Origin of the sequence: Embleya sp. NBC_00896 (assembly GCF_045207785.1) — a bacterium.
In the GTDB taxonomy this organism is placed as follows: domain Bacteria; phylum Actinomycetota; class Actinomycetes; order Streptomycetales; family Streptomycetaceae; genus Embleya.
The window spans coordinates 37,953-62,565 of the sequence record NZ_CP108776.1 but is presented as its reverse complement, the minus strand read 5'-3'; the positions used below and the strand labels follow the sequence as shown (position 1 = coordinate 62,565).

Annotated in this window: 25 protein-coding genes and 1 pseudogene; 13 read left to right on the top strand and 13 right to left on the bottom strand. The window is 69.6% G+C overall.

The window, feature by feature from the left end:
- The first annotated feature begins 280 nt into the window (after positions 1-280).
- The gene (locus OG928_RS00310) at positions 281-730 is read left to right on the top strand and encodes an SRPBCC family protein (RefSeq protein ID WP_406277300.1); all 450 of its coding nucleotides are present in this window, start codon (positions 281-283) and stop codon (positions 728-730) included.
- Between the two features lie 97 nt (positions 731-827).
- Positions 828-1,178 carry a hypothetical protein gene (locus OG928_RS00305; RefSeq protein ID WP_406277297.1) on the top strand — a complete coding sequence of 117 codons (351 nt, stop codon included), beginning with the start codon at positions 828-830 and terminating at the stop codon, positions 1,176-1,178.
- Between the two features lie 818 nt (positions 1,179-1,996).
- Here the strand turns inward: OG928_RS00305 and OG928_RS00300 are convergent.
- Complete coding sequence (locus tag OG928_RS00300) at positions 1,997-2,317, bottom strand: carboxymuconolactone decarboxylase family protein (protein WP_406277294.1); 321 nt, start codon at positions 2,315-2,317, stop codon at positions 1,997-1,999.
- 273 nt (positions 2,318-2,590) lie between these two features.
- On the opposite strand from OG928_RS00300, the gene OG928_RS00295 reads away from it, so the two are divergent.
- A complete protein-coding gene (locus OG928_RS00295) occupies positions 2,591-2,989 on the top strand; it encodes a hypothetical protein (protein WP_406277291.1) in 399 nt (132 codons plus the stop codon).
- 967 nt (positions 2,990-3,956) lie between these two features.
- Here the strand turns inward: OG928_RS00295 and OG928_RS00290 are convergent.
- The 3 genes from OG928_RS00290 to OG928_RS00280 form a co-directional block, all read right to left on the bottom strand.
- Positions 3,957-4,439: an HAD family hydrolase gene (locus tag OG928_RS00290; protein ID WP_406277288.1), complete on the bottom strand. Its 483-nt coding sequence runs from the start codon at positions 4,437-4,439 to the stop codon at positions 3,957-3,959.
- 1,147 nt (positions 4,440-5,586) lie between these two features.
- Positions 5,587-5,874, bottom strand: a complete 288-nt coding sequence (locus tag OG928_RS00285) for a helicase associated domain-containing protein (RefSeq protein ID WP_406277285.1) — start codon at positions 5,872-5,874, stop codon at positions 5,587-5,589.
- Between the two features lie 15 nt (positions 5,875-5,889).
- Complete coding sequence (locus OG928_RS00280; protein WP_406277282.1) at positions 5,890-6,546, bottom strand: hypothetical protein; 657 nt, start codon at positions 6,544-6,546, stop codon at positions 5,890-5,892.
- A 1,573-nt stretch (positions 6,547-8,119) separates the two neighbouring features.
- Here OG928_RS00280 and OG928_RS00275 point away from each other — a divergent pair.
- Entirely contained in the window at positions 8,120-8,812 is a 693-nt protein-coding gene (locus OG928_RS00275; RefSeq protein ID WP_406277279.1) for a hypothetical protein, read from the top strand.
- Positions 8,813-8,980: 168 nt separating this feature from the next.
- Here OG928_RS00275 and OG928_RS00270 read toward each other — a convergent pair whose 3' ends face one another.
- Complete coding sequence (locus tag OG928_RS00270; protein ID WP_406277276.1) at positions 8,981-9,304, bottom strand: transcriptional regulator; 324 nt, start codon at positions 9,302-9,304, stop codon at positions 8,981-8,983.
- Positions 9,301-9,762 carry a hypothetical protein gene (locus OG928_RS00265; RefSeq protein WP_406277273.1) on the bottom strand — a complete coding sequence of 154 codons (462 nt, stop codon included), beginning with the start codon at positions 9,760-9,762 and terminating at the stop codon, positions 9,301-9,303. The genes OG928_RS00270 and OG928_RS00265 overlap by 4 nt, the downstream gene beginning before the upstream one ends.
- Before the next feature lie 581 nt (positions 9,763-10,343).
- On the opposite strand from OG928_RS00265, the gene OG928_RS00260 reads away from it, so the two are divergent.
- From OG928_RS00260 to OG928_RS00250, 3 genes are read left to right on the top strand one after another with little or no spacing between them, the layout of a single operon-like run.
- Positions 10,344-10,610 (top strand): hypothetical protein, encoded by a 267-nt coding sequence (locus OG928_RS00260; RefSeq protein ID WP_406277270.1) that lies wholly within the window; start codon positions 10,344-10,346, stop codon positions 10,608-10,610.
- Positions 10,600-11,610, top strand: coding sequence for an ATP-grasp ribosomal peptide maturase (gene tgmB / locus OG928_RS00255; RefSeq protein ID WP_406277267.1), 1,011 nt, complete (start codon positions 10,600-10,602; stop codon positions 11,608-11,610). Before OG928_RS00260 ends, tgmB begins: the two co-directional genes overlap by 11 nt.
- Entirely contained in the window at positions 11,607-12,812 is a 1,206-nt protein-coding gene (locus OG928_RS00250) for a methyltransferase domain-containing protein (RefSeq protein ID WP_406277264.1), read from the top strand. The genes tgmB and OG928_RS00250 overlap by 4 nt, the downstream gene beginning before the upstream one ends.
- A 95-nt stretch (positions 12,813-12,907) precedes the next feature.
- Here the strand turns inward: OG928_RS00250 and OG928_RS00245 are convergent, their stop codons facing one another.
- On the bottom strand, positions 12,908-13,495 hold the full coding sequence (locus OG928_RS00245; RefSeq protein ID WP_406277261.1) for a TetR/AcrR family transcriptional regulator: 588 nt from the start codon (positions 13,493-13,495) through the stop codon (positions 12,908-12,910).
- Positions 13,496-13,592: 97 nt separating this feature from the next.
- On the opposite strand from OG928_RS00245, the gene OG928_RS00240 reads away from it, so the two are divergent.
- The 3 genes from OG928_RS00240 to OG928_RS00230 all read left to right on the top strand — a co-directional run bounded on the left by OG928_RS00240 (position 13,593) and on the right by OG928_RS00230 (position 17,732).
- Positions 13,593-14,300, top strand: a complete 708-nt coding sequence (locus OG928_RS00240; RefSeq protein ID WP_406277258.1) for an MBL fold metallo-hydrolase — start codon at positions 13,593-13,595, stop codon at positions 14,298-14,300.
- A 241-nt stretch (positions 14,301-14,541) separates the two neighbouring features.
- A complete protein-coding gene (locus OG928_RS00235; protein ID WP_406277255.1) occupies positions 14,542-15,474 on the top strand; it encodes an alpha/beta fold hydrolase in 933 nt (310 codons plus the stop codon).
- Positions 15,357-17,732 (top strand): ATP-binding protein, encoded by a 2,376-nt coding sequence (locus tag OG928_RS00230; RefSeq protein WP_406290695.1) that lies wholly within the window; start codon positions 15,357-15,359, stop codon positions 17,730-17,732. Before OG928_RS00235 ends, OG928_RS00230 begins: the two co-directional genes overlap by 118 nt.
- Positions 17,733-17,937: 205 nt before the next feature.
- Here the strand turns inward: OG928_RS00230 and OG928_RS00225 are convergent, their stop codons facing one another.
- Both OG928_RS00225 and OG928_RS00220 read right to left on the bottom strand, forming a co-directional pair.
- Positions 17,938-18,408, bottom strand: a complete 471-nt coding sequence (locus OG928_RS00225; protein WP_406277252.1) for a hypothetical protein — start codon at positions 18,406-18,408, stop codon at positions 17,938-17,940.
- The gene (locus OG928_RS00220; protein ID WP_406277249.1) at positions 18,405-19,061 is read right to left on the bottom strand and encodes a hypothetical protein; all 657 of its coding nucleotides are present in this window, start codon (positions 19,059-19,061) and stop codon (positions 18,405-18,407) included. Before OG928_RS00220 ends, OG928_RS00225 begins: the two co-directional genes overlap by 4 nt.
- A 726-nt stretch (positions 19,062-19,787) precedes the next feature.
- On the opposite strand from OG928_RS00220, the gene OG928_RS00215 reads away from it, so the two are divergent.
- Positions 19,788-20,384, top strand: coding sequence for a hypothetical protein (locus tag OG928_RS00215; RefSeq protein ID WP_406277246.1), 597 nt, complete (start codon positions 19,788-19,790; stop codon positions 20,382-20,384).
- A gap of 309 nt (positions 20,385-20,693) precedes the next feature.
- On the opposite strand, the gene OG928_RS00210 is transcribed toward OG928_RS00215, so the two are convergent.
- Positions 20,694-20,966 carry a hypothetical protein gene (locus OG928_RS00210; RefSeq protein WP_406277243.1) on the bottom strand — a complete coding sequence of 91 codons (273 nt, stop codon included), beginning with the start codon at positions 20,964-20,966 and terminating at the stop codon, positions 20,694-20,696.
- On the bottom strand, positions 20,960-22,078 hold the full coding sequence (locus tag OG928_RS00205) for a hypothetical protein (RefSeq protein WP_406277240.1): 1,119 nt from the start codon (positions 22,076-22,078) through the stop codon (positions 20,960-20,962). Before OG928_RS00205 ends, OG928_RS00210 begins: the two co-directional genes overlap by 7 nt.
- Positions 22,079-22,541: 463 nt before the next feature.
- Here OG928_RS00205 and OG928_RS00200 point away from each other — a divergent pair, with 463 nt between their 5' ends.
- On the top strand, positions 22,542-22,781 hold the full coding sequence (locus OG928_RS00200) for a hypothetical protein (RefSeq protein ID WP_406277237.1): 240 nt from the start codon (positions 22,542-22,544) through the stop codon (positions 22,779-22,781).
- 200 nt (positions 22,782-22,981) lie between these two features.
- On the top strand, positions 22,982-23,632 hold the full coding sequence (locus tag OG928_RS00195) for a hypothetical protein (RefSeq protein ID WP_406277234.1): 651 nt from the start codon (positions 22,982-22,984) through the stop codon (positions 23,630-23,632).
- 41 nt (positions 23,633-23,673) lie between these two features.
- Here the strand turns inward: OG928_RS00195 and OG928_RS00190 are convergent, their stop codons facing one another.
- Both OG928_RS00190 and OG928_RS00185 read right to left on the bottom strand, forming a co-directional pair.
- Positions 23,674-23,955, bottom strand: a complete 282-nt coding sequence (locus OG928_RS00190) for a transposase (protein ID WP_406277231.1) — start codon at positions 23,953-23,955, stop codon at positions 23,674-23,676.
- Positions 23,956-24,056: 101 nt separating this feature from the next.
- Positions 24,057-24,562 (bottom strand): annotated as a pseudogene (locus tag OG928_RS00185) (IS21 family transposase); the annotation flags it as partial.
- Positions 24,563-24,613 lie beyond the last annotated feature (51 nt).

The following is a 24,613-nucleotide window of genomic DNA, read 5'->3' as shown; positions in this document are numbered from 1 at the left end:
TGCGCAGGGCCACCAGCCCGTCGACGACGAGTTCACGCCCGTGCAAGGGCCCCGAACCGGATTGACGTGGCAGCGCCGGCGGTCGCTTGGGTGGCGCTTCTGACCGGCCCTCATTCCGAGGAAATCCCAATGATTCCCAACCGAGCCGCCGGAGGGGACGGATCGGGGATGCAGCAATTTACACGCGTTCGGCGTGCGGAGGTTGCCTTTCATGCTTGGACACTGGCATCCACTTAACGAAAGCGGAGACGTCTTTTTGAAGTCCGCGCCTTTCCGGTGCGTGCACTCCGTTGACGTCGATGCGCCGCCTGCACGCATCTGGGAGATCATCACCGGCGATGCGCTGGTCGAATGGACTCTGGCGTTCACCGCTCTCACCTGGCACCCCGACCCGCCGTCCGGCCTGGGCGCGACTCGAGAGGTCACGCTGCTGCGGCTGCTCACCGTACGTGAGCGGTTCTTCCGATGGGAGGAGAACAAGCGCTACACCTTCAGTGCCGTGGGCGCCTCCATCCCCGGCCTGCGCCGCGTGGCGGAGGACTGGGTCATCGAACCCGCTCTGGGCGGCTCCCGTCTCGTCTGGACCCTCGCCGCCCAAGCCGCCGCGCCCGCCGCCCCGCTGCTGTGGGCGAGCCGCCCCCTCGTCAAGCTCATACAATGGCATGTCCTGCGCTCGGTCCGACTGCACGCGGAAGGCCGAAACGCGCTGCGCTCACGGGCGCGGTCCTGACAACGCCACCCCGGCGACGGCCGAGCCGCACGGTTGTGATTCGGGTCATGGCAGCCGACGCCGAGTCCGGCATAGGGTGCGAAAATTCTGCCCTGGGGTGTCCAACGAGGGAGAGTTTCGTAAGGTGCGGCAGGCTTCCCTGGACGATGTGCGGGTGCGCGCGGTCATACAGACTCTCGGTCCCTACGGGTGGCGCAGACTTACCCCCGAAATGGTGAGCCGTCGCGCGCTCGCGGCCGTCGACGGTCACGTGGCGACCGGGACGATGCCCGTGACGCGGCATGACGAGCGAATCGAAGTGCTCCTCGAGTTTCTCGGATGCTGTTCCTGGCGCACCCTGACAGTCGATGCTTTGAGTCGCCGGCTGGTGACCGCTCTGGACACCTGGCGGACGGAAAGCCACTGGCTCGAGATCGAACTGCGTTGGCTGCTCGACGCCGACGACTGAGCGAACCACGGGGCCCGGGGCCTACCTGGCAATGCCCGGAGCGCACAGGCGGACGAGGGCTGCGGACATTCGCATGACCCGCAACCGCGCCGCATCCGTGCTCGTTCACCGCGTATGGATACGGAACCGGTTTTACATATGCCGATGTCGGGATCGTCGTCCTGAGTTGACGAATGCCGCGCCCGAGGACCGACGCTCAGAGCATGGTCGATGCGGCCCGGTCCAGCCAGGACGTTTGCCCGCACGGCGAACTGCTCCCGCGCCGCCGGTCCTGCCCAAGCGCCGCCGGCCGTGCCGGATCGCCGGCGCGACCAACCACCCGCCGACGTGTCCCGCACGCCGGCGGGCGTCGTCCCCGCGGCGGGCGGCGAGGCGGTGCGACGTGCCGCCGTGCGAGAGGACGAGGCCACCACAGCGAGGCGGCACGCCACCGCGCTCGTCGGCGCACTTTTGACGCACGCCCTCCCCATCGGGTTGAACACCCGATGGCAACCGCGCATTGATACGGGGGAGACAAACCGGTCGAGCTTCCCGTGTTCATGGGTGTCGCCGGTCCCGGCAGATATTCGGCATGTCGCCAATTACCGACCGGCGGAGCGAGCACACGACCGGCCACCCGGTTGCGGCGGGATGGTGCCGCGGCGGTCCGGGTCCGCTCGTGTGGTGCCTCGGCAGGCTTCGCGGCCCGTTTCGCACACCCGGCACAGCCACCACTTCGTGCGCGAACCGTGTGAAGTGCGGATGGCCCGAGCCTTCCGTGCCGCCGTATCTTCGTCGACCGGCCGGGAGGGATTCGCCGGGTGTCGGCCCGTGGTGCGTCACCCCTCGGGTGCCGGCATGGCGGCGGCGATCTCGATGCCGAGAGCCTCGGCGATGTGGGTGGCCGCGGCCATGACTCGTGCGGTGCCGACGACGGGCGCGATGGCGACGAGGACGTCCTGGATCTGCTCCGGTGTCAACTCGGCTTCCGCGCCTGCCTTGAAGTGCGCCACATACGACAGCGCGGGGGCGTCCATGGCGACGAGCGCGGCGACGCGGGTGAGGATCAGGGTGTCGGGAGCCAGGCCACAGCGCTCCAGGGAGTCCAGGGTCATGGCGGCCAGGGTGTCCAGGACGGGTGTGTCCTGCGATGTGGTCATGATCGGTTTCCTCGCGGATCTCGTGGTTGCCGGGCGCCACGCCGGCGCCGGGCTCACCGGGTCTCCCGTTCGACGCTAGGCCCGCCTGCCTGCGGGTGCATCTCAGGGGAACCTCGATGCCGGGCCCGGTCCGGACGCCGGCTTCCCCGCGTCGCGGGTTTGTTCCCGGTCGCGGGACGATCCGGGAGGCTGCAGTCGCAGCAACTCACCGGAGAGGTCAGTGTGGGAGGAGGGGACTTCCACCCAAGGTTGCCTCGGCAAGGAGGCTTTCACATGGCCACGCACACGCACCCGACCACTCGCTCGTCGGGTTGGACCACGTTCGCCGCGGTGCTCATGACCGTCGGCGGCGTCTTGGCGGTCTTCCAGGGAATCGCCGCCATCGCGAAGGACGATGTCATCGTCCAGACGCGCAACTACTCCTTCTCGTGGAGCACCACCGGCTGGGGCTGGATCCACCTGATCCTGGGCATCGTCATCTTCCTCGCGGGCCTGGCCCTGTTCACCAATGCCCTCTGGGCCCGCTTCCTCGGCGTGCTCCTGGCGGGGCTGAGCATGCTCGCGAACTTCGTCTGGCTGCCGCACTATCCGCTGTGGTCGATCGTCGTGATCGCCGTCGACATCGCCATCATCTGGGCGTTGTGTGCCGGCCCACAACGGAGCAACCGGTGAGCCGCGAAGGGCGGTCGGCGCGCTGCCGCCACCTCGCTTGCGGTGGCCTTCGACCGGCCGGATGCGGCGGGGTTCACCCACTATTGCGATCCGCACTGCGATGCCTCCTTGGTGAGCGCTGCGATAGCGCGGTTGACCACGCTGTGCGTGCTGCCGCGGCTTCCGCCTCCACCGCTGCGAGTCCCGGGCGTCGACGACTTCGCTCGAGCGCCGCCAACGCCACATGACCGTCCCGACCGACTCGGAGACCGGCGAACGATCGACGTCCTGCCCGGCTGCGGCGGCGACGCACTGACCGGCCCGGCGAGCCCGACCCCGAATCCGTCGTCGTGGTACGAAGACTCGCCGCGGTGGCCGGTCTCGATCCGCCCTTCTCGTGCTCGCCGCCCCCGAGGCACGACGGTGACCGCGAGCAAAAGGACCGCCGGGAAGCCGCGTTCGTGACGATTCATGGGCGACCCCGTGTTGATGTTCCGGGCGACCCCGTCGGCGCGACACTCGCGGCCACGAACGCGTCGCGCGGTCCGACGACTTCGAGCGGTCCGGGCCGCACCCCGCGCGGGCAGCCGGGGAGGCCTCACCGCCGAGGCCGGGAACGACATTCGCACCGGTGCACCCGCCCGGCATTGACCGATGCCGTGGCCGAACACCAACTGCACGTGCTCGTGTTCCGGTGCGCGGTGAAGCCGAGACAATGTCGAAGCCGCCGGACGCCCGAGACGACGGTCGGGTCATCGACGAGCCCCAAGCCCGTACGGCGAACGCTCGGACGGAACCGCTGCCTGTGGGCGGTCGATCCACAGACGTTCTGCGGTCTGTCGCCGTCGACGAGACCCTCCCGCACGTCGGCGAACGTCTCGGCAATGCCGTCGAGGCCCAGCGGAAGTGGTGTGTCCTGTCGAAGGGTTCGTCGTCGGCTTAGCCGCCTGTGGAGGTGCCTGTCACGGACGCGAGGACCGGTCGGGTCTCAGACCCGTGCGCAGGTCTCGCCCACCGCCTCCCGCGAGCCGGCCCAGTCCAGGAGGGCGGTGTCCGCGAACGTGGGTACCCACATGTCGACCAATGCCAGCTCCTCGCTGCGTGGGTTGGCCCCCACGCCCAGGATCCGCAGGCCCGCGCGCGAGGCGGACAGGATGCCGCAGTAGGAATCCTCGACCCCCAGGCAGGCGGACGGCGGGGCACCGCAGGCACGCGCGGCCGCGAGGTAGACGTCCGGGTCGGGCTTGGGACGCAGGATCGCGTCGGGCACCACGATGTCGGTGAAGTACGGGAGCAGCCCGGCGTGCGCCAGGCCGGACTCCACGACATCGCGTGGGCAGTTGCTCGCCACGGCCAAGGGCGCGAAGCCCGCCGCCACATTCCCGGTGCGGGCGAACTCGTACGTTTCCGTCCGATCGAGAGATGCGGATCGCCGGGCGGCTCTGCGCCCGACGTTCGGAATCGACTCCACGCGCCGCCCTTCCTTTCGAGAGGGATATCGGCGGATAGGGTTTGGCCCGAGACATAACGATCATTACGTTAGGTCGAATACTCTCCACATCGGAACAACTACTGGTCCTTGGCGTGTCGTCACCGGGGTGAGCGGCAGGGCACCGCTTCCAGGGCCGTGTGCGCCTTGCCCCGAGGGAAGCGGAACGAGGCCTGTCTCCGGCGCGCGACGTGTACCCGATCCGTGCGGGCGGGTGGAACACGGTGAAACGAGTCGTGCGCAGCCCAAACGCCGCCGGTCCGAGCAACTCGCCGCCGCTCCCGAGTGCGATCGCCTGCCGGCGGCGACGCGGCTGAGCGGCGCGACGTCGGCGAGCCCGGCTCAGAGCCGCGCATACGTGCAATGGCTCGGGAAACGAGCATTCCCCCCGCGCGGGCGAGCGTCCTGGGCCCGACCGAGACCTATCAGCCCGGGCTCGGCCGTCAGAGGCGGGGTGGAAGTCGTCGACCTCCGCCGGACAGGTGCAAGGCCGACCGGGCGGGCCTCGCGTGGGGCCGACTCGGTTTCGGCTCGGGCGTCTGCGGGGAGCGGTGGTCGTCACGATCGTCCCCCGGTCCCGGCGAGGAGCACGGCCACGTCCGGGAACGCACCCGTGTGTCGCCGACACGGTCGATCGTTTCGGCAGTGTGAGTTCTCGGGATTTCTTTGTGGGCCCGGGCTGTGGTCCCGGGGTTCGGCTGGACGGATCCGTGTTGTCCCCGCAGTGTCGTTTGACCTGCGCGGATTGCTGAGTGTCCGGTTCCGGTCGAGGACCTGTGGCGCTGTGACCTGCGGTTCCGTATTTCGGCTGGAATGCCGGATGTATCGCGGGAATCCTCATGGATTCTCTTGTGTCCGGGCAGAAGATCGGTCCGTGCGCCGCCGCGGCGCGGCGCGGTGTTCCGGGACCTCGACACCGGCCTGCCCCGGTGGTGCCGGGGCAGGGGCCGGGGCCGTTCGACGAGGCACCTCAGGCCTGGGCCGAGATTTGAAAGCCGCGGCGGCCGCAGGCCCGAACGACCCCCGGTCGCAGCGCCGCGTGGCCGCGCCCGGACACGTACAAGGCAAGGCGCCGACCGTATACCGATCGACGCCTCGTACCGAGCTTCACACACCGAACCTCACACCTTCACCACCGCATGCCGAGCGCGTCCAACGCGGCGATCCGCTCCGCCGGGAGCTTCGGCCGCCGGTTCCTGGTGGTGGTGATCCACACCCCCAAGCGCACGTCCTCGGGCCACCCGTCGAACGCCACGACCGACTCGACGTGCCCACGCGGCACTTCCAGGCTCCCCACGCGTGCCCGGTACGCCGCCGCCGTACTCAGCGCGATCTCGAACGCCTGCTCCCGGGTCCGCTTGGGCCTGGGCCCGTTCCGGTCGCCGGCCGAGCCGGCCGGTGGCCGCTCGTGCCCCATGCGAGGGTGGCCGGATCAGCAGTTGGAGACCGCCCGGGTCGGGGTCTGCAGGTCGTATCGGACGATACTCGCGTTCTCCTTGAACGAGATCCCCACCTTCCCCATGGCGTCGCTCCCCCGGTATTGCGTCCAACCGATGTTCTCGATGTCGCCGGGCTCCACCTGCTTGCCGAGCGACACGACCATCAGACGCGCGGTGCACGAGTAGGTGGAACCGTCGCCGCCGGGCGGGTTCGCCCTGACCGGCGCCGAGCCGTCGACGGTGAACTGCTGCCGGTCGACCGTCTTCACCGTGTAGCCCTGCTTCAGCTTCGCCCCCTCCAGGACGGTGGTGAAGGAGACGTCGAAATAGTCGACGTGGACGCTCACGGGCTCACAGAGCTTCGGCGGCCCGCCGAACTCGACGGGCAGGAAGCCGCTCACGCTGCGCCCGCGCAGATCGCCGTCCAGCCAGTCCTTGTCACCCCGGACACAGGAAGGCGTGGGGGACGCAGGCGCCGCAGGGGCGGCCGCGACGGAGGACGGCGGTCTCGCCGACGTGGCCGAGGATGCGCCCGGGGCGGCGGCGTCGCCGCTGTCGTCGCTGCTGCAGCCGCAGACGCCGAGTGTTCCCGCCAGGACGGCGAGCAGGGCGATGGCCCGTAACGGTGATGGTCCTGCCCGGTCTGTCACCGGACCATGCTGACCGACGGCACAGGCGAGTCAACGGGCCCCTGCGGCTCGGCGAATCGTCCCGTTCGGGACTGGGGGAGAGTTGGCCCTGTCCAACGCGGCGATCCGCTCGGCCGGCAGAAGCCGGCCGAACCTGAAAGACGCCCTCGACGCCCGCGGCCCGGGCTGCGTCTTCTCAGTGGCGGGTTCGGGGTGCGGTGTTCTGACGTGGGGTGCGGCACCGATTGAGAATGTTGGCGTGTGCTTGGTGACCTGGGATTTCGGTTTGTGATGGTGGGTGTGTCTTTCGGCGATGGGTGGGTTGACCTGCGGTGTGGCAGGGTTTGAGAGGGCTGCGCAACGCGATTGAGAATTCCCTGTGGAGGGCTGTGTGTTCGTGCGTCGGAACCGTGCTCGGCGGCCGTTCGTGTCGTTCCTGATCCGCGTCCTTTCCGACGGCTGCCCCGGCGGGTGAGGTCTGGAACGCCCGGTCGGCGGGTCCTGGGGCGGTTGAGCCGAACCGGCGCCGCGGGTGCGGTGGTTCCTGCGGTGCCTCCTCGGTTTCCTGTCGAGTTTTCCTGTCCGGTTTTCCTCACGATGTTCGGGTCGGGTTGTCGATCGGCGCCGGGCCTGTCGATGGCGCTGTGTGGCGTTGTGCCGGCTGTGGGTGCTCCGTCCCGGCTGTTTTGAAAGATCTTGTCGATTGATCATGTGTTGACCGTTGGGTTTGCAGGATCACGGCCACACCGACATCCACGAAAAGCCTGCCGTCGGCAACGCTCTCGGGCGGGTTGTTGGACTCGTCGCAGACGACGTGGAACGCCTGTTCAACCGTGGCGCCGAGCAGCGCGCCGGCCCTGCGGGAGACCCCCGACCACGAACCTCGGTCATGCTCCGAATCCAAGGCAACAAACGCGACCCCAGCTCGCTGTAGGTCGATGTCCTCGAACCGTTCCGCCCACCGCGCGCACAGCAACGCGGGAGGCGCCGCCGGACGAGATGCCGCGACTACGGGGCGACCCGCACCCTCGGGACGCGACCGGCCACACGACAGCGCCAAACGCGGCTCCCGGACGCCCTGCCGCGCCACGCCCGTCTCCACCACCGCCCGCCGCCGCGCCGGAATCGTCACCGGCCCGCAGCCCATCTCCTCTCACCTCGCCGGCCCCTCCTGCGCCGCTGCGCCACGACCCGCGTCGCCCGCCGTTGCGCCTTGTTCGGACCCGAAGACGTGGTGATCGATCGTCGCGTCGTTGTCTCGTGTGGGCGCGTTGCGGGTCCTGCCCGATTTCGCGTCGGGTGCCGTGTCGGTAGCGGGTGTGAGACTCACAGCGACCACGCCGTTACCGTGCAAACGAGGGAACACATGCCGGCCCCGCTGAGTGCCGAGGTTGCTTTGACGAGGGCCCAATCCCGGGGGTGGATACCGTCCGTCCCGTTCCCGGGCGCGGAGCACAGGTGGCCCGGGCACTGCAAGACATGCGGCGAGTACGGCGAGCCGTTCTTCAGGAACTTCTGTTCCCCGAACTCGAAACAGGGGCCGTGCCGCCCCTGCAGCGGGGCGCAGAAGAAGACCGAGACACAAGCTCGTGCGGTGATGGCGCTGCGGGGCCTGACGCCGCTGGTCCCGTACCAGGCCAACGGACAGCCCTGGAAGTCGGAGTGCGGCAACTGCGGCGGAGTGACCGCCCCCACCCTGTCGAGCGTGATCAAGGCGATCGGCCAAGAACAGCCGAAGTGCTGCGATGTGTGTCGCCGCAACGGTCCGATCAACGCGAGTGCGGCGGAAGACCTGCTTCGCCGGGCGGGAGCCGAACCGCTGGAGCCGTACCCGGGGATCAAGGTGCGCTGGCATGCCAGATGCTTGAACAACAAGTGCAAGCAGGAGATCCATGCGCTTCTCGACAGCATCAAGCACGCGGGGACGGGTGCCTGCGAGGCGTGCGGAGCCTATGGAATCAAGGCCGACGACGATGCCCTGGTCTATCTGATGACCCATCCCGTCCATGGCGCGGCCAAGATCGGTATCGCGAAGCTTGGCGGCAAACGCCTCACACAGCACCTGCTTTGCGGCTGGGAGATGGACAGCCGCGTGGATCTCCTCGGCCGGCAGGCACGGGCGGTCGAACGTTTCGTCCTCGACCGCTGGAAAGCCCTGCGACTTCCCTACGGAGTACACCCGGACGACATGCCACAAGCCGGATACACGGAGACCGTGAAGATGGCGGTTCGGTCGCTCGTCGAGATCAGGGACGATCTCGCCCGGGCCCTCCGCGAGGAGTGTTGACCCCTCCCAGCGGGGCGCCTCGCCGGGCTCGTCGGTGTTCGAAGCGGTCGCCGGATACGCGTCACGGTCCGTGATCGGTGTCGCCGCGGCCGATCAGGAGGGTTTCCAACAGGTCCGACGGGGCGTGCGCCGGGCGAGTGGTGCGCCGGATGCGCGGCCGTGGCCGCGTCAGGAGCGGGTAGCGGGACTCTCGGTGGGCTTTGTGGCGCCGGCGACGATGGCCTGCAGCGCCGCGACATGCCCGTCGAAGGCGTTCCGGCCGGCACCGGTCAGGCGGGCGCGCACCTTGCGGCGACCGCTGCTGAGGCGGCGCTCGGTGGTTACGTACCCGGCCTCTTCGAGGGTGGCGAGTTGCTTGGACAGCGCCGATTCGGAGAGCCCCAGTTGGTCTTTGAGGTAGGCGAACTCCGCCCAGTCGGCGGCGGCCAGCGTCGCCACCAGCGTCAACCGGGTGCTGGGGTGGATCAGTTCGTCGAACCGCGGCGCCGTCATGCCCGTGCCCACCGACGCAGAACGCTCAGGATGTCCGGTCCGCCGAAGCCGATGACGGCGGCGACCAGCACCGCGGCCCAGATGCCGGCGTGCTCCGCGCCGTCGGCGTCCAGTGCAAGCGCGGCGGCGATGGTGGCGCCGACGAGTACGACCAGCATGCCGATCACCACCAGCGGGGTGCGGCGCCCGGCGACGGCCGTGCTGACCTGCACTCGGCCGGTGCGTCGGCGTCCGCCGAGCAGGCGCGTCGCGACGATCGCGTGACCGGTGCCGAAGGCCGCGGCTGCGATTCCGCCCAGCCACGGCCATACGCTGCCGAGCACGCCCAGCACGGTCCAGGCGGCGGCCATCGCCCACCAGTAGCCGCGGGGCAGGCCGACTTCGTCGGCCACGTGGCGCTGGGCACGGTCGACGGCGTCCAGCGCGGCGCGGGCCTGCTCCGGAGCGGTGTCGGTCATGATGGAACCTCACTTTCCTGGTGGGAAAGTAAGCATCCGACTTTCCCACCGGGAAAGTCAAGGGCCACCAGACGGACGAATCGGCGTCCGGCGCCGGTATCGCGCAACCCGCGCCGCTCGTTCCCGCTTCCGGGGTCTCGGGTGCTCCGCCCCTGTTCGAGGGTCGGTGGGGCGTCGGTGGTGGTCTCGTCCGGCATTCGGGGGTGTGTCGTCTCAACGCCGAGTCCGTCGAGTGGTGGTCCGACCTGCGGTGCGGCATGGATTGAGAAGACTGTGCTGCACTCTGCGACCTACATTTTTGCTGCAGGGAGTTCGGTGTGCCTGTGGCCGAGAGGGCAGATGACCTGCGGTGTCGCAGGGGTTGAGAGGGCCGCGCAACACGGTCGAGAAATCTCCATGGCGAATGCCCGCCCGCGAAGGCGAGGTCGTGCCTGTCCCCTGCCCCTCTTGTGGTGGCGGTGTGTGGGTGTGCACGCTCGAACCGTCAGCACCGCGGGGAGGGGACGGCCGTGGCCGATACGGGTGCACGTGAACGGTCAACCGTGGGATGGGCGTTGGACGCGCCGGAGTCGCGTCTGCCGGTGAATCCGTCGGGGGTGGAGCCGTTGCCGGACCTGTCGGATCGGGAAGGTCCGGTGCCGTTCGCGTTCCGGTTCCTGGTGACGGTCACCGGTACCGACGGCGTCCTCCCCGAGGATCTGTCCTACGACGAGGACGCGCAGACCGGGGCATACGAGGACCTCCCACCCGGGGTGTACATGACGAAGAACCCGCCCAAGACCTACGGCCCCACCGAACCGTCGGGCCAGATGGACGCCCCGGACGACCCCGGCACCAGTGACGACTGAACCCGGCAACCCACCCATATCCCCACCCCCGCCGCTGCGCCGCGAGGGCCATGTCCTGGTCCTGTCGGGTCGTTTCGATCCGACCGCGGATCTGGTGGTGGAGGAGCTCAACCGGCGAACGGTTCCAGTCTTTCGCGCGGACCTGGCCGAGTTCCCGATGGAGTTGTCCCTGGCCGCGTCGTTCGACGGCACGGCCTGGTCCGGGACGTTACGGAACGACCGGCGCGAGCTGGACCTTGCCGAGGTGCGCTCGGTCTACTACCGCCGTCCGACTCGGCCGCGTTTCCCCGCCGGCATGTCGGTGCCGGCGCTGCGGGTCGCGGAGCGCGAGGCCCGCCTGGGCTTCGGCGGACTCCTCGCCGCCCTGCCCTGCCGGTGGCTGCCGCCTCCGGGCCGCGCCGCGGACGCGGAGTACAAGCCGCTCCAGCTGCGCGTGGCCGTCGAATGCGGCATGAGGGTGCCACGCACGCTGATCACCAACGACCCGGCCGCCGCGCGGGCGTTCGCGGCCGAGGTCGCGGGCCCGGTGATGTACAAGCCCTTCGGTCCGGTCCGCGGGGTGGTGGACGGCCGCTCGGTCGCGGTGTACGCGAGCGTGGTCGACCCCGCCGCCCTGGACGAACCGGCGATCGCGACCACCGCGCACCTGTTCCAGGAAGCGGTCCCCAAGGCCTACGAGTGCCGTCTGACGGTCGTCGCCGGTCGGGTGTTCGCGACGGAGATCCACGCCGGCTCCGACGCCGCACGTGTCGACTGGCGCCGCGACTACGACCACCTCACCTACAAGATCTGCGACCCGCCCCCAGAGGTGACCCGGGGCGTCCTGGCGGTGCTCGACAGACTCGGTCTGCCGTACGGCGCGTTCGACTTCGTCGTCACCCCGACCGGCGAGTGGGTGATGCTGGAGGTGAACCCGTCCGGACAATACGGATTCGTGGAACAGGCCACCGGGCTACCCATCACCGCGGCGATCGCCGACTACCTCGAAGGAACCACGTGAGCATCCTCGACGACCGGGCCCTGATCGCCGCCCGAGTGCGCCTGGTGGAGCGCATCGCCTCCGGCGACGTCGTGCTCTCGTCCCGGATCGCCGAGGCGTTCCTCAACGTCCCCCGGCATGTCTTCACCCCGGTGTTCTACCGCCGCGAGAGCGGCGACCGCTTCATCCCCTGGTCCGCCCCCTCCGAGGGCGACCCCGACCCCGACCGCGGCGCCGGTGCCTGGTGGGACGCGGTGTACTCGGGGGAGTCGCTGATCACCGAGGTCGACGGCGTCCATGCCGAACACGCCCCGCCCGCGGGTGTGTCCGGGGTGCCGACGTCGTCGTCGACCGCGCCGGACTTGATGGCCGACATGCTCGACGCCCTCGACCCCGTCCCGGGCGCCCGCACGCTGGAGATCGGCACCGGCAGCGGCTACAACACCGCCCTGCTCTCCCGGCTCGTCGGGGCGGACAACGTCACCACCGTCGACCACACCCCGCACCTGGTCGACACCGCCCGCGAACGTCTCAAGACCGCGGGATTCACCCCCGACGTCGTTCCGGCCGACGGCACGACCGGTTGGGCCCCGAACGCCCCGTACGACCGGCTGATCGCGACGGCCTCGGTCCCACGCGTCCCCCGGGCGTGGATCGAACAGTGCGCGCCGGGCGCGGTGTTGGTGGTCCCCCTCAAGGGCACCCTCGCCGGCGGATCGATCGCCTGGCTGAAGAAACTCCCCGACGGCACCGCGGCGGGCCGCCTCATGCACACCCCCGCCGCCTTCATGCCGCTCCTGCCCGACACCGACCACGCCGAAGGCCGCCCTCGGCCCGCCCACCCGCAGGCCGGCCACGCCGCAGACGAGACCCGCACCTCACCGCTGACACCCAAGACCCTGGACGACTGGACCTTCTCCTTCTTCGCCCAACTTCACCTCGACCCCCACACCACCCGCACGTTCACCCACACCGACGGCCGCCAGACCACCACCCTGTGCACCCCCGACGGCTGCGCCGCCACCGTCACCGAGACCGACCACGGCGCCGAGGTCGCCCGGTTCGGCGGGCGGGACCTGTGGGCGCCGATCGAGCGAGCGCACCGCCTGTGGCTGGAGCTGAATCGGCCGCGCCGCGAGTGGTTCACCCTCGAGGCGGGGCCGACCGGCCAACACGTCCGCCTCGCCGCCCCCGACGGGCGTGCGTACACCTGGATGCTGTGAACAAACCGTAGTGCGCGGCCGCAACGCCCACCTCCACACTGATGAGGATCTCTGAAAACGGCCAGTGCTGCTCTTCGCCCCATTTGCTTCAGGTTTCAACGGAGGCGGCCGTCGCGCAAGTGAAGGCCCGGCGACTGTCGGGTGGGCGGGGCCTGATGATCGCCCGTAAGCGCTCGGCGCATGCCGACCAGGCCGTACTCGAAGGCGCGGTCGACATCCCCCCCGAGTCGGAAGGCACCGTTGAGCTCCATCTCGACGAAGCCGGTGGCCCAAGCCGTCACCAGCCGCGCGGCTTCGAGCGCCTCCCGCTCGCCCACCAGTTCCCGGCAGACGCGCAGCATCGGGCTGGCCGCGCGGGCGAGAACCTCGGGGGGAACGTGCGCGGAGTGCATCAGCCGGAACCCCTCGGGCCGCGCCCGGGCGAACCGCCGGTAGCCGCGTGCCAACTCCTCGAGCGAGCCGTCGGTCGATTTCAGCCGGGCGGCCAGGTCGTCGACGGTGGCCTCGGCCACGGCGGACAGCAGGGCCGCACGGCCGGCGACGTGCTTGTACAGCGACGGAGCGCGCACTCCCACCCGCTCGGCGACGCTCTGCATCGTCAGTCCGTGCTGACCGCCCGCCTCCAGCAGATCGCGGCCGGCGGCGACGATCCTGATCAGTGAGGTCTTCTCCGGGGTCGGCATAGTCCATCCTTTCGAACCGAAGCTATTGATGTTAGCCATCATAGCTACGTAGCATAGCCATCGCTGGCCCGCAGTCTTCGCTTCCGGGAGAGACGCAATGAAACTCGCACCCCATCTGCACCGCCTCGGCAACGATGTGGTGGCGTGTTACCTCATCGACACCGCCGAAGGCATCACACTCGTCGATGCGGGACTGCCCGGCCACTGGCGGGACCTGCAGCGTGAGCTCCGCTCCCTGGGCAAGTCCGCCGACGACATCCGCGGACTCGTGCTGACCCACGGCGACTCCGACCACATCGGCTTCGCCGAACGCCTGCGACGCGAGCACGGCGTACCGGTGTTCGTGCACGCAGCCGACGCCGCCCGCGCCCGCACGGGAGACAAACCCAAGACCCCGTTCGGCCCCATGCGTCTGGTGCCGACGCTCGGATTCTTCGGGTACTCCCTCAGCAAGAACGCCCTACGCGCCCGCTATGTCGGCGAGGTAACCGAGATCGCCGACGGAGATGTCCTGGACCTGCCCGGGACTCCGGCGATCGTGGGCATGCCGGGACACTCCCCGGGAAGCGTCGCGGTGCATGTCCCGCTCGCCGACGCGGTCTTCGTCGGTGATGCCCTGACCACCCGGCACGTCCTCACCGGGCGCGCCGGCCCGCAACCCGCGCCCTTCACGGACGACCCGGCCCAAGCGCTCGCCTCCCTCGACCGAATCGCCGGACTGACGGCGTCCTGGGTGCTCCCGGGCCACGGCGCCCCCTGGCGCACCTCACCGGCACAAGTGGGCGAGGCGGTCAGAAAGAGCTGAGGCTCCCCGGTTGGACGGGCTCCTGATCCGCGCCGGGGACGATCACGCTGATCACGACCACCTGACGGGTGGGGAGATCACCTGAGCAGGTTTGTCCCACCCTGAGCATCCGGTGGCCGATTTCAAAGAGCGTCATCAACACCGCGGCCTGCCGCGCCTGGGGCATCGCCCGACGGCACCCGGCCGATCGTGTCGTCGGGCAGCGCGGGCGGACGGTCGGCGGATAGCGTGTTCAGTCCGCGTGAGTGGTGGGGGGCTGCTGGTGGGCGACGGACGGTTGGGTGTGGTGCTGATCCACGGGTTCAGGTCCAAGCCGGAAACCTGGAAGCCACTGCGGGAGCGGATCGCGCAGGATCGATCGTTGGACTTCGTGCGGGTGCTGCCTTTCGGCTACTCGACAGGCCTCAAAGCGTGGAGGCCACTGCGGGTGCTTCCGGAGATCGACACCGTGGCCGACAGCCTCAAGGAATACCTGCGGACCGAAGGCGAGCCGTTCGAGAACCTGGTGCTGGTCACGCACAGCATGGGCGGCCTGGTCGCGCAGCGGTACCTGGCGCGGATGCTCGACGAGGGCCACGGCCGGGAACTGGCCCGGATCCGACGGGTGGTGATGCTGGCCTGTCCCAACGACGGCTCCGAACTGGCGTGGTCACTGCGCCGGGAGATCTTCGGCCGCAGCGGCAGGAACCCGCAGGAGAGGGAACTCCGGCCGCTGAACGACCAGGTCGCCAAGACCCGCCGGACCATCGTGAACCAGGTGCTGCACGCATCCGAGGTCACCGAGCGGACCTGTCCCATCCCGTTCTCCGTCTACGCCGGCGAAAGCGACGGCGTCGTCTCGGTGACCTCCGCCCGATCCTTCTTCCGCGACGCCGCCGCCCTGCCGGGCAACCACTTCGGCATCCTCAAGGCCACCACCGCAGACCACCGCACCTTCACCACTCTGCGCCGTCTCCTGCAGGAAACCGCCACCGCAAGCGCCACCTCCCCGCCCACGGACACAGGCCCAACCACTTCGCCCCCGACCTCGTCGCCCGACCCCCCCCGCCACCCGTGGTGCTGCCGCGCGCGCCCTCGAACTTCGTCGCCCGAAACGACGAACTCGACCAACTCAACCACTTCCTCAACCCCGACCACCCCTTGGACTCGTCGGCCCCGGACACGAGCGTGGTGACCGGGATGCCCGGTGTCGGCAAGACCGCCCTCGTGCAGCGCGCCGCGCACCACGCCGTCGAACAAGGCCGGTTCCCCGGCGGCATCGTGTGGATCGACCTCCACGCCTACAACGACCGCGACGGCCCCGACACCGACGCGATCCTCGCCCGGCTCCTCCAACACCTCAACCCCGACGCGGAGATCCCCGGCCCCGGCGCGGAACGCGCCGACGCGTGGCGAGCCCTGCTGGCCCGCAGGACCGCCCCCGAACACCGCCTGCTCCTGATCCTGGACAACGCCGCCGACACCGAACAGATCCACACCCTGCGCCCCGGCACGCCCCACCGCATGATCGTCACCTCCCGCAAAACCCTCCCGCTCCCCTCCACCGCCCGAGTGCGCCTCGATCCACTGTCCGAGGGCGATGCGACGGCCATGCTCACCACACTGCTCCGCGCCACCGACCCCGACGACGACCGCGTCGACCGCCAACCCGAAGCCGCCGCGGCGATCGCCGACGCCTGCGCCGGCCTGCCCCTCGCGCTGTGGATCGTCGCCGCGCTGCTCCTGGACGACCCCGGACGCACCCTGGCCTCCCTGGCCGAGGACCTCGCCGACGAGACACACCGCCTGGACACCGTCGCCTACGACGACCACGACGCCGAAGGCCGCCCCCTGGCCGTGCGCGCCGCGTTCGAACTCTCACACCGCCGACTCGACCCCGAACACGCCCGAGCCTTCCACCTCACCGCCCTCGACCCCGGCCCGAACATCTCCACCCTCACGGCAGCCGCGCTGCTCGACACCACCGAACGACACACCGACCGTGTCCTTCGCGAACTGGCCCGCCGACACCTCCTCGACATCGACGACGAACGCTGGTCCATACACGACCTGCTGCGCCTGTACGCGACCGAACAGGCCCCCACAGACGACACCCCCGCCGTCGCCCGACTGTTGCACTACTACTGCGGACACGCCCGGGCCGCAGTGCCGCACCTCGGGGGACCGGTCACCGCGCCGCCGCAGTTCAAGACCGTGGGCAAGGCCATGGCCTGGCTGGACGCGGAATGCGCCAACCTCCTCGCCGTCGCCAGCCACGCCGACGCCCTCGGCCATCCGGGCGCCGCCGTCGAACTCGCCGCCTGCCTGGGCATGTACCTCGTCCGCGCCCGACGCGTCGAGGCGTGGATCACCCTCGCCGACCACGGCCTCGCCACCGCCCGCCGCCTCGACGACCGCGCCGCGCAACAGAACATGCACGCCGAACTCGGCCTGGCCCTGCGCCACGGCCGACGTTTCCCCGAAGCCCTCGAGCACCAGCAGCGCGCCCTCGATCTCGCGAGTGAACTCGACGAGCCCGCACTGAAGGCCAAGGCCTGGGGGAACCTGGGGTTGATCCGCTTCGCCACCGGGTGCCACGACGAGGCCATGGCCGCGTATCGCCGAGCCGTGGCCGAGGCTCGCGAGAGCGGGGATCGCCGAGCCCAAGCCATGAGCCTGGGAAATATCGCGATCATCCAGCGACAACGAGGAGAACTCGCCGAGGCAGAAGCCACCTACGCAGGGATCGCGAGGATCTTCGAGGAACTCGGTGACACGCACAATCTCGCACTCACCCGAAACAACACCGGCGTGGTCCAACGGCAGCAAGGACGTTCTACCGAAGCGGTCCGGTCACACCGCGAGGCACTGGACATCTTTCGCGAGCATCGCAACCGCCACGGCAAGGCCACAGCCCTGGACAATCTCGGCATTGCCCTCGGCGAACTGGGACGCCTCGACGAAGCCGAGGACGCCCACCGCGCCGCACACGCCCTGTTCCTGGACATGGACGACCTCGAAGGGCAAGCGGACTCGTGGCAGAACCTCGGCCTCATCCTGCGCCAGTGCCGACGTCTCGATGAGGCGCTGGCTGCCCATGGGGAAGCCGCCCGCATCAACCGCGAGCTTGGCCGCACCCGCGCCCTGGCCCGGTCGCTCGACGGTCAAGCCCGGGCCCTTGGCGAAGCGGGTCGATACGACGAGGCCGTGCACGCCTGGCGACAGGCGCTGGTCCTGTTCCGCGGGGAGGATGACCTTTTCGCGGCAGCCGTGGTGCTCAACGAACTGGGCCTTTTGTCGGTCGAGCTCGCCGACTTCGCGGCCGCCGAACAGGCACACGAGGAGGCGGCAGACTTGTTCACCCAAGCCGGCGCGTCGCCCCAGGCCGACATTGCCCTCGACAACGCGCGCATCGCACGCCAACGTCTGGAACTCGACGAAGAGCAGCGTTGACCGACCCGTGGCCCGGTCGAACCGCAGCATCGAGGACGGATCCGGCCTCGGGCGGCACAGCCACGCCCCACCGCAGCACAACTTCCCGCTGGTCCCGCGTCGAAGGCACACGGCGACAGCTGGACAGTGGTGGGTGGGAACACAGCCACACGACCACGTGTCGAAGGACGACAGATGATCCGTGTTGTCGGGCCGGCGGTGCGGGTCAGTCGTTGCGTGCGGGAGGGTGGATCATCTCCGGTCGCGCGATGCCTCCCTGGTTGATGCAGTCCTGAGCGAGGTCGTGGACCTGCCAGTGGAAGTCGATGTCGTCGGAGTCGGCGGCCACCGTAACGGTCACCGGGGTGTAGTGGTGGAGCGGAGTGAAGGCGCCTGCGTACATATATCTGAGGGCGTCCGCGGATCCGAACACCAAGGGTGTATCGCCCGACCAGGCGATGCCGATGCTGACGTCGTACTCGGGTGTGGCCAGATTGCGGGCTGTGACCCGGACGAGCGCCATGAAGTCGGCGACGGCGCTTTCCACCGCGGAGGACTGCACCTGCCAGCCTTCGAGGGACTCGGTGCGGCCGACGGGATGACCGCCGACCACCGCCGTCAGCGTCACGCAACCGTCGTAGTGCGTGCTCGCCCAAGCCTCCTTCCACGCCGACGATTCCGTGTGGGTGGTGTTCACCGCGACCCACCGGCGCAGTCCCGGCCGCGGATTGTCCCGGTCGACCTCGGGGCCGATTTCTTCCGCCACGCGTTGATGTCCGACCTGCCCAGACGTTCCGGCGTGAACGCCCCGTCGGTCATTGCCTGTTCAGCCAGGAAACGCCGTGCGGCGTTCTCGTAACGCAGTACCGTGGCCGGAGCCAGGCCTCGTTCCGTCTCCATCCGGGACCGGTACCGCTCCGGCAGAGCGATCAGTGGCGTCGGCGGGGATTCGATCGCCGCGACCATGCCGATCTCGCGCAGATAGCTCAGCAGCGGCACTATTCCGCGTATCCCGGGAACCCTTCGGCAGCCAGTGTCAAGGCGCGCGGCCAGGAACTTCGCCAACCGCTCCTCGTTGAGGTCGGTCGCCGCCAGCCCCTCGGCCGACAGCCACAAGCGGACCTGTCCCAGATCCTTGAGCATGTTCCCGAGTCGGTCGAGTTGCCGTACCTGCCCGGGCTCGAGTTCGGCCCGGACGGCTGCTGTGCGCTGCCGCTGCGCCCAGGCGCCGATGTCTTCGCCGCCGACGGTGTACCCGGGCGCGAGATCCTCGAGTGAACTCCACGGCATGCGTCGACTTTTGCCGAGCCGCACCTCGACCAGCCCCGCCGCCATCGCGCCGGAACCCACCCCGAGGCGTCCGTGTCGGTGTCGGCCGGCAAAGTCACGAACACGCACGATCGACGGCTCGGACGCCAAAGGAGCGGGAATGCCGGATGCGGTCACAGCTCGGGATGACGTGGTCGCGCTGGACTACGGACAATTCCCGTTGCGCGAGCGGACGAGTACGACGGGGATCGGGAATCGGAGCTGCTGCGCCGGGCCCTTGCCGGTGACGGGATCGCCGCCGACACGAGTCGGGTCGTGGTCTTGCCCCCACACCAGAACAACCTCGGGACGTCACCACGCGCGGAGGCGTGGTCCGCCCCACCCGACGACGACTACTCCCACATCCGGGAGCAGTCGTTCGAGACCGCGCTGCGCATCGGTGACGGCGGCCCGCACCACGAGTCGCCGCCCCTGATGCCCGCCGAGTGGCCGATCCCGGCGGGGGACCACCACCTCGCGGTGACGGGTCGAGGATTCGTCTCCCGGGGGTTGGCCCGGCTCCACCAGACCGGGCGGCTCGTGGCGCAAACGCCTGCGGCTGGACACCACGCCGATCGGTGGCCACCGCGTTGTTCCGCAGTACGAGGGACGAAAAGCAGCCCCCCGCCCTCCAAGTGCGAACACCCGGGAGCGATCGGAGGCCCCCGCATCGGCATCGACGAAATCGTGCCGCACCGCATGTACGACCCATGTGATGAACGGCCGCACACTCCGGAACCCGCGTTCCCTGACCACCGGATGGGATAGATGAACAACCCTCCCCCCAGAAGGCCGATCGAGGTTCTTCTCGAACTCCTCACCCCCATGGGCGAAACCGCCGGGAGTGACATCGACTGGGCCGAGGTCGAGGAATTCCACCGAACCCCTTTGCCGCGCGACTACAAGCGCTTCATCACCTCACTCGGCAGCGGCTCGATCGAGGGACAGCTCGACATACGCGCCCCCGGCATCCACGCGGACCCGGTCCACACACGAGTGACCCGCCTCGCGCCGCACGCACTCGCAGAACCGTCCGTGAACCGATGGCGAGACCCGACCCACGCGACGAGGTACGGGCTCGACCTGATGCTCCTGTGGGGCGAGGGCGCCCAAGCCGACACTCTGTGTTGGCTCACCTCGGATCCGGACCCCGACACGTGGCCCGTCGCCGTATACGCACGCGCTGACTTGGCGTGGACGATCCACCACTGCACCATGTCCGAATTCCTCGTGAAACTGCTCCACGACGACTTCGAACGTTGGCCGCTCAGCGACATGTCGTTGGCGGGATGGTCCGAACCGAGGTTCCTCCACGAAGACGACGAACAAGCCCTCGCAGATCAAGGAATCCACCCTTGGCAATAGATTTCAGATTTCGCGATGGGTGAGGCTGGGCAGCTTCATTTGGATCAATGGAGACGTTGGTCGAGATGTGTCGTTGATCGACGCCCGGCGGGCGCCATGTGCGTTGTCGGAGGCTGTTGGCAACGTCGCCCCATACACGTCGTACGCGAGAAATCCTCAGAAAGACAGAGAACCCCATCACCACCCGAACGAGCGCACTCCCGTACGAACACCCCACGCACACACCGGTCCGTGATAAAGCCGCGCCTGCCAGACCCCACCCTTACGCGTCGACCACCTCGATCAGGCCGAACACGGCCAGCCCCGCGCCTACCGGTGGTCGTCTTCCTGGTCCTGGCCGGCCGTGAGCGCGTCCGTCAACTCCGCGGCCGACAACCCGGCCCAGCCGCCGACGTCCTCCAAGGGAACCCCGGCGTTCAACGCCGCGACAGCGGTCCGCCACAGAGCCCGGTCGAGGAATTCGACACCCCAGGAAAGGTTCCCCAACAGATGCCGGGCCGCGTCCGCGGTACTGCCGATCTGCGCCCCGCGCAGCTGCACCAACTGTTCCTGCGCACCATCCACGAGCTCGGTGATCAGCATGCGTTCCTCCGCCGGCACCGTCGAGCGCCACAGCGTCCCCGAGCCGCCCGCCTTCCGCTCCCTGCCCAGAGACCCGCAGCAGCGCGGCCGTGGTCGCCGGTCGATCCTCCTGCCGCACCCGCCACGGGTCGTCCACCCACCCGAACCCCACACCCGCACCCGCACCTCCACGCCGTCGCGGCGCCCATCCACGCGATCAAAGGCCCGCCGTCCTCGGCCGCGATCACCGGCCCCAGCCAAGGCCGCCCGACCCGTTCCCCGAGTTCGCGGTAAAACGCCCCGTCCGAGGGCAACGTCCGAGGCCACCCGGCACCGCCGTCGCGCCACAACCGCTCCGCCATGACCGGATCCAGCAGCGCGTCCGCGACCGCGACCACCTCCGGGAAGACGACCGCGTCCCGCCCGACCACCCGCCACCACAAGAAATCACCCCCGGCGTCCCCGCCCGCGACCGCGTGCAGCCGCCGCGGCCAGATCTCCTCCCGTTCCCAAGACAGCGCCGACTCCCACCACCGGCACACCACCGCCCACGCGACCCCGAACACCTCCCCGGGATCCACCCCCGCCCGCACCGCCCGCCGCACCGCCCGCCGCACCACACCCGCCCACCACCGCTGCGCCTCAACCACCTCCGGGACCTCACGCAAGTCCAGGTGTTCCGGCACGCCGTCGGCGTCCGCGTCCAGACTCCACCGCGCGTGCCGCACGCACACCCGCTCCCACCGCGCCGCGTAGCGAACCACCCGCACCGGCCCGCCGGTACGCCGCGCCGCACACAATCGACACCCGAACGCCACCGGGCCCACCACGGCGCCGCCCACCCGCCACATCCCCTGCGGCATCCCCGCCGTGCCCCACCCGGCAACCTCGTCCTCTTCCCGGCCCCAGGACGGCAACGCCCGCGCGAGCACCCCCTCCTCGACCCTGCACAACCGCGCCAACGTCCGCTGCCGCGCCGTGTCGAGGATTACCTCCGCGTCCGCCCGTCGCGCCCCGCTCCCGTGCCGGGGGCGATAGGTGACCCATTGCCAACGACCCGCCAGGGCGTCGACGTCCAGCCCGTAACACCCGGCGACCCGACCCACGAACGACCACGTCGTCTCACCCCTCAACGGGGCAACCCGAAACACCCCCACCGGTACCAAAGCCCCCACCTCACTGCGAACCTCACACCCCACCGCACACGAAGCCCTCGGACCGACACGGCCTCACCGGCGCATGCCGAGCTGCCGTCGGCAGCGGTTTCCGCTCGCCCGACAGCGAACCACGCCGGGCGCGTCGGTTGTCGACCGTTCGACCCGGCCGTACCCCGACGGCCCGGCCATCCGCATCCCGACCACGACGGCGCCGGCCGCGTCGAGCGCCGGCCCGATTCCTCCGGCACGAGCCCGGGACGCCGCCCGTGTCGTTCGCGGTCCTCGTTGCGCAGTCGTCCGGCCCTGTGCCGGCCCGGTCCCGACGGCGTCGTCCGCTGCGCCGTGTGTGGTCGCGGTGGGAGGCCCTGGGGTTCATCGGGCGATGGCGCGTCTTTGGCCCAACGACCGTGCCGGTGCCCTGGTGTCGAATGCTCCCGACATGCTCGCCGACACGACCCTGCCCAACCCCGACTCCGTCGCCGCCCTGATCGACGCGGTGGACTGGGCAACGATGGAGCACCTGCACGGGCCGGCCGTCGGCTGCCGCCCATACGGCGGCGAACCCATCGCCGACGTCCCCGACCTCCTGCGGTCCCGTAGTTGGCCGCACAGGCGACAAGTGTTCGTAGTCGAGTGCACGGGAAGCTCGGACGAGGATGACCGTCGCCGGCCACGCTGACCTCAACTACTAAGCGGAGCAAGCTCAGGATGAGCCAGTGGACGCGGCAGTCCCCTGAGTAGCCCCACTTCGGACCCCGAAGATCACGATGGCCAGAACTACGCCATGATGAGACCTCGGAGTCCAGGAGTGGCGGCACCGAGCAGACACCAGTGAGGAGCGGGCGGATGGCATTCGGAAGACGAACCGTGGAGCCCCCCGTGGAGCCGATGCCCTGGGACCGCGACGCGCCGTTCGTCGTCGGCAACGTGGTCCGTCCGGCGAGACGCGCGCGCAAACCGCAGACCGGCGACCTCGCCGTGCGGTTTCCCTACCCGTACGGCGCTGCCGAGTACTTCGCGCCCGCCGCGCTCGTCACCCAGCCCGACCCGGACGTCTCGTCCTTCCTACTGCGCGACGCTCGCGACCCGCACCTGCTCGTCTGCGCTGTCGCACCGGACCCCGAGGACAACGCGCGCTACCGCGTGACCGACGCCCGTCACCGCGAACTCGGCCATATACACCGCACGCCCGCCCACAAACGCACAATCCAGCACACTTGGTGGATCCGTCAATCCGGACACCCGGACATCGTGGCGGGTTATGCGTGGGCGAAGGGCACCTCGAAGGACGTCGCCTCGCGCGGTGTCTCGAGCGTGGGCCGGATCGTGGGCGGCGTCGTCGAATCCGCCATCTTCGGCCCGGGCGACGGAGGCTCCGGCTCCACCAAACAGAACACGGTGACCTGGCGCGCCGACGACGAGGTGGTCATGACGTCCGGCTATCTCGAAGGCGTCAGGGCCTACCGCCCCGCCACTGCCTGGCTCGACCGCCGCCTCGCCTTCGCACTCGCCGTGCTGCGACAAGGCTGAAGGACGCCTACTGATCTTTGCGGATTGGGTTGTTGTGGTTGTCATATCAGGTCGGTGGCTGCGAGAAATCCGTTGAGGAGCGCGGGGTGGTGTTGGATCTGCCGCAGGCCTTGGCGGGCGACGGTGACGAGTTCGTCGAGGGTGCGGGCGCCGAGGTTGGCCAGGGGCCCGCTCTTCAGGTGCGCCCAACCGCCCTCGACCGGGTTGAGATCGGGGGCATGGGGCGGCAGGAAGACCAGGGTCAGCCAGTCGACGCGGTCGGCGAAGTCGGCCCCGCGAACGCGGGGATGTGCCTGCCTGGAATTCTCGTTACCGACGCCCACGCGGGTCGGCTCTGCGAACGCGGGTATGGTCTGGCGGGTCGGCTGTACAGAGCCTTCACGCGGGAGTTGGCCTGGCCCGGCTGGTGCAGCACAGCACCGCTGTAGTGCTCACGCAGGTTCGCGTCGGTGGGCACCAGGTCCGCCTTTGCGATGCGGACCGTGGCCTCCGACCCGCCCTTGGACTGCGGGTCGGCCGGGGCGCAGGTGCGAACGGTCATGCCGTAGTGCCGGCCGACCTCGACGATCTCCGGATTGCGGACCGCGACGCCGGCGACGTGGTCGAGCGTGACGGTCTTCTCGTTGTCGGTCAGCGCGTACGCGTGGTCCGATCGGACCCGGTGAACCCCATCGCGGTGATCCGCGTGTGCACCACGTCCGCCCGGACCCGGCCGAAGGAGCGGACCACCAACTCCTCGATCTTCGGCATGAACGCGTCGACCGGACGCGCGCGATGCTCGCGCTCGACCGGGTTCTCGCCGGCCTGGCACAACTTCACATACCGGGCCACCGTGTAGTGGTCGCAGCCCGCGAGCGCAGCCGCAGCCCGGTAACTCCCCGTGAGGTCGTATGCCTCAAGGATGTCCATGATCTCCCTGTCGTTCTTCACCGGTCGACCGTCGCCGACCGCGATCGGAACCGTTCACGCGGGGAGTTATTT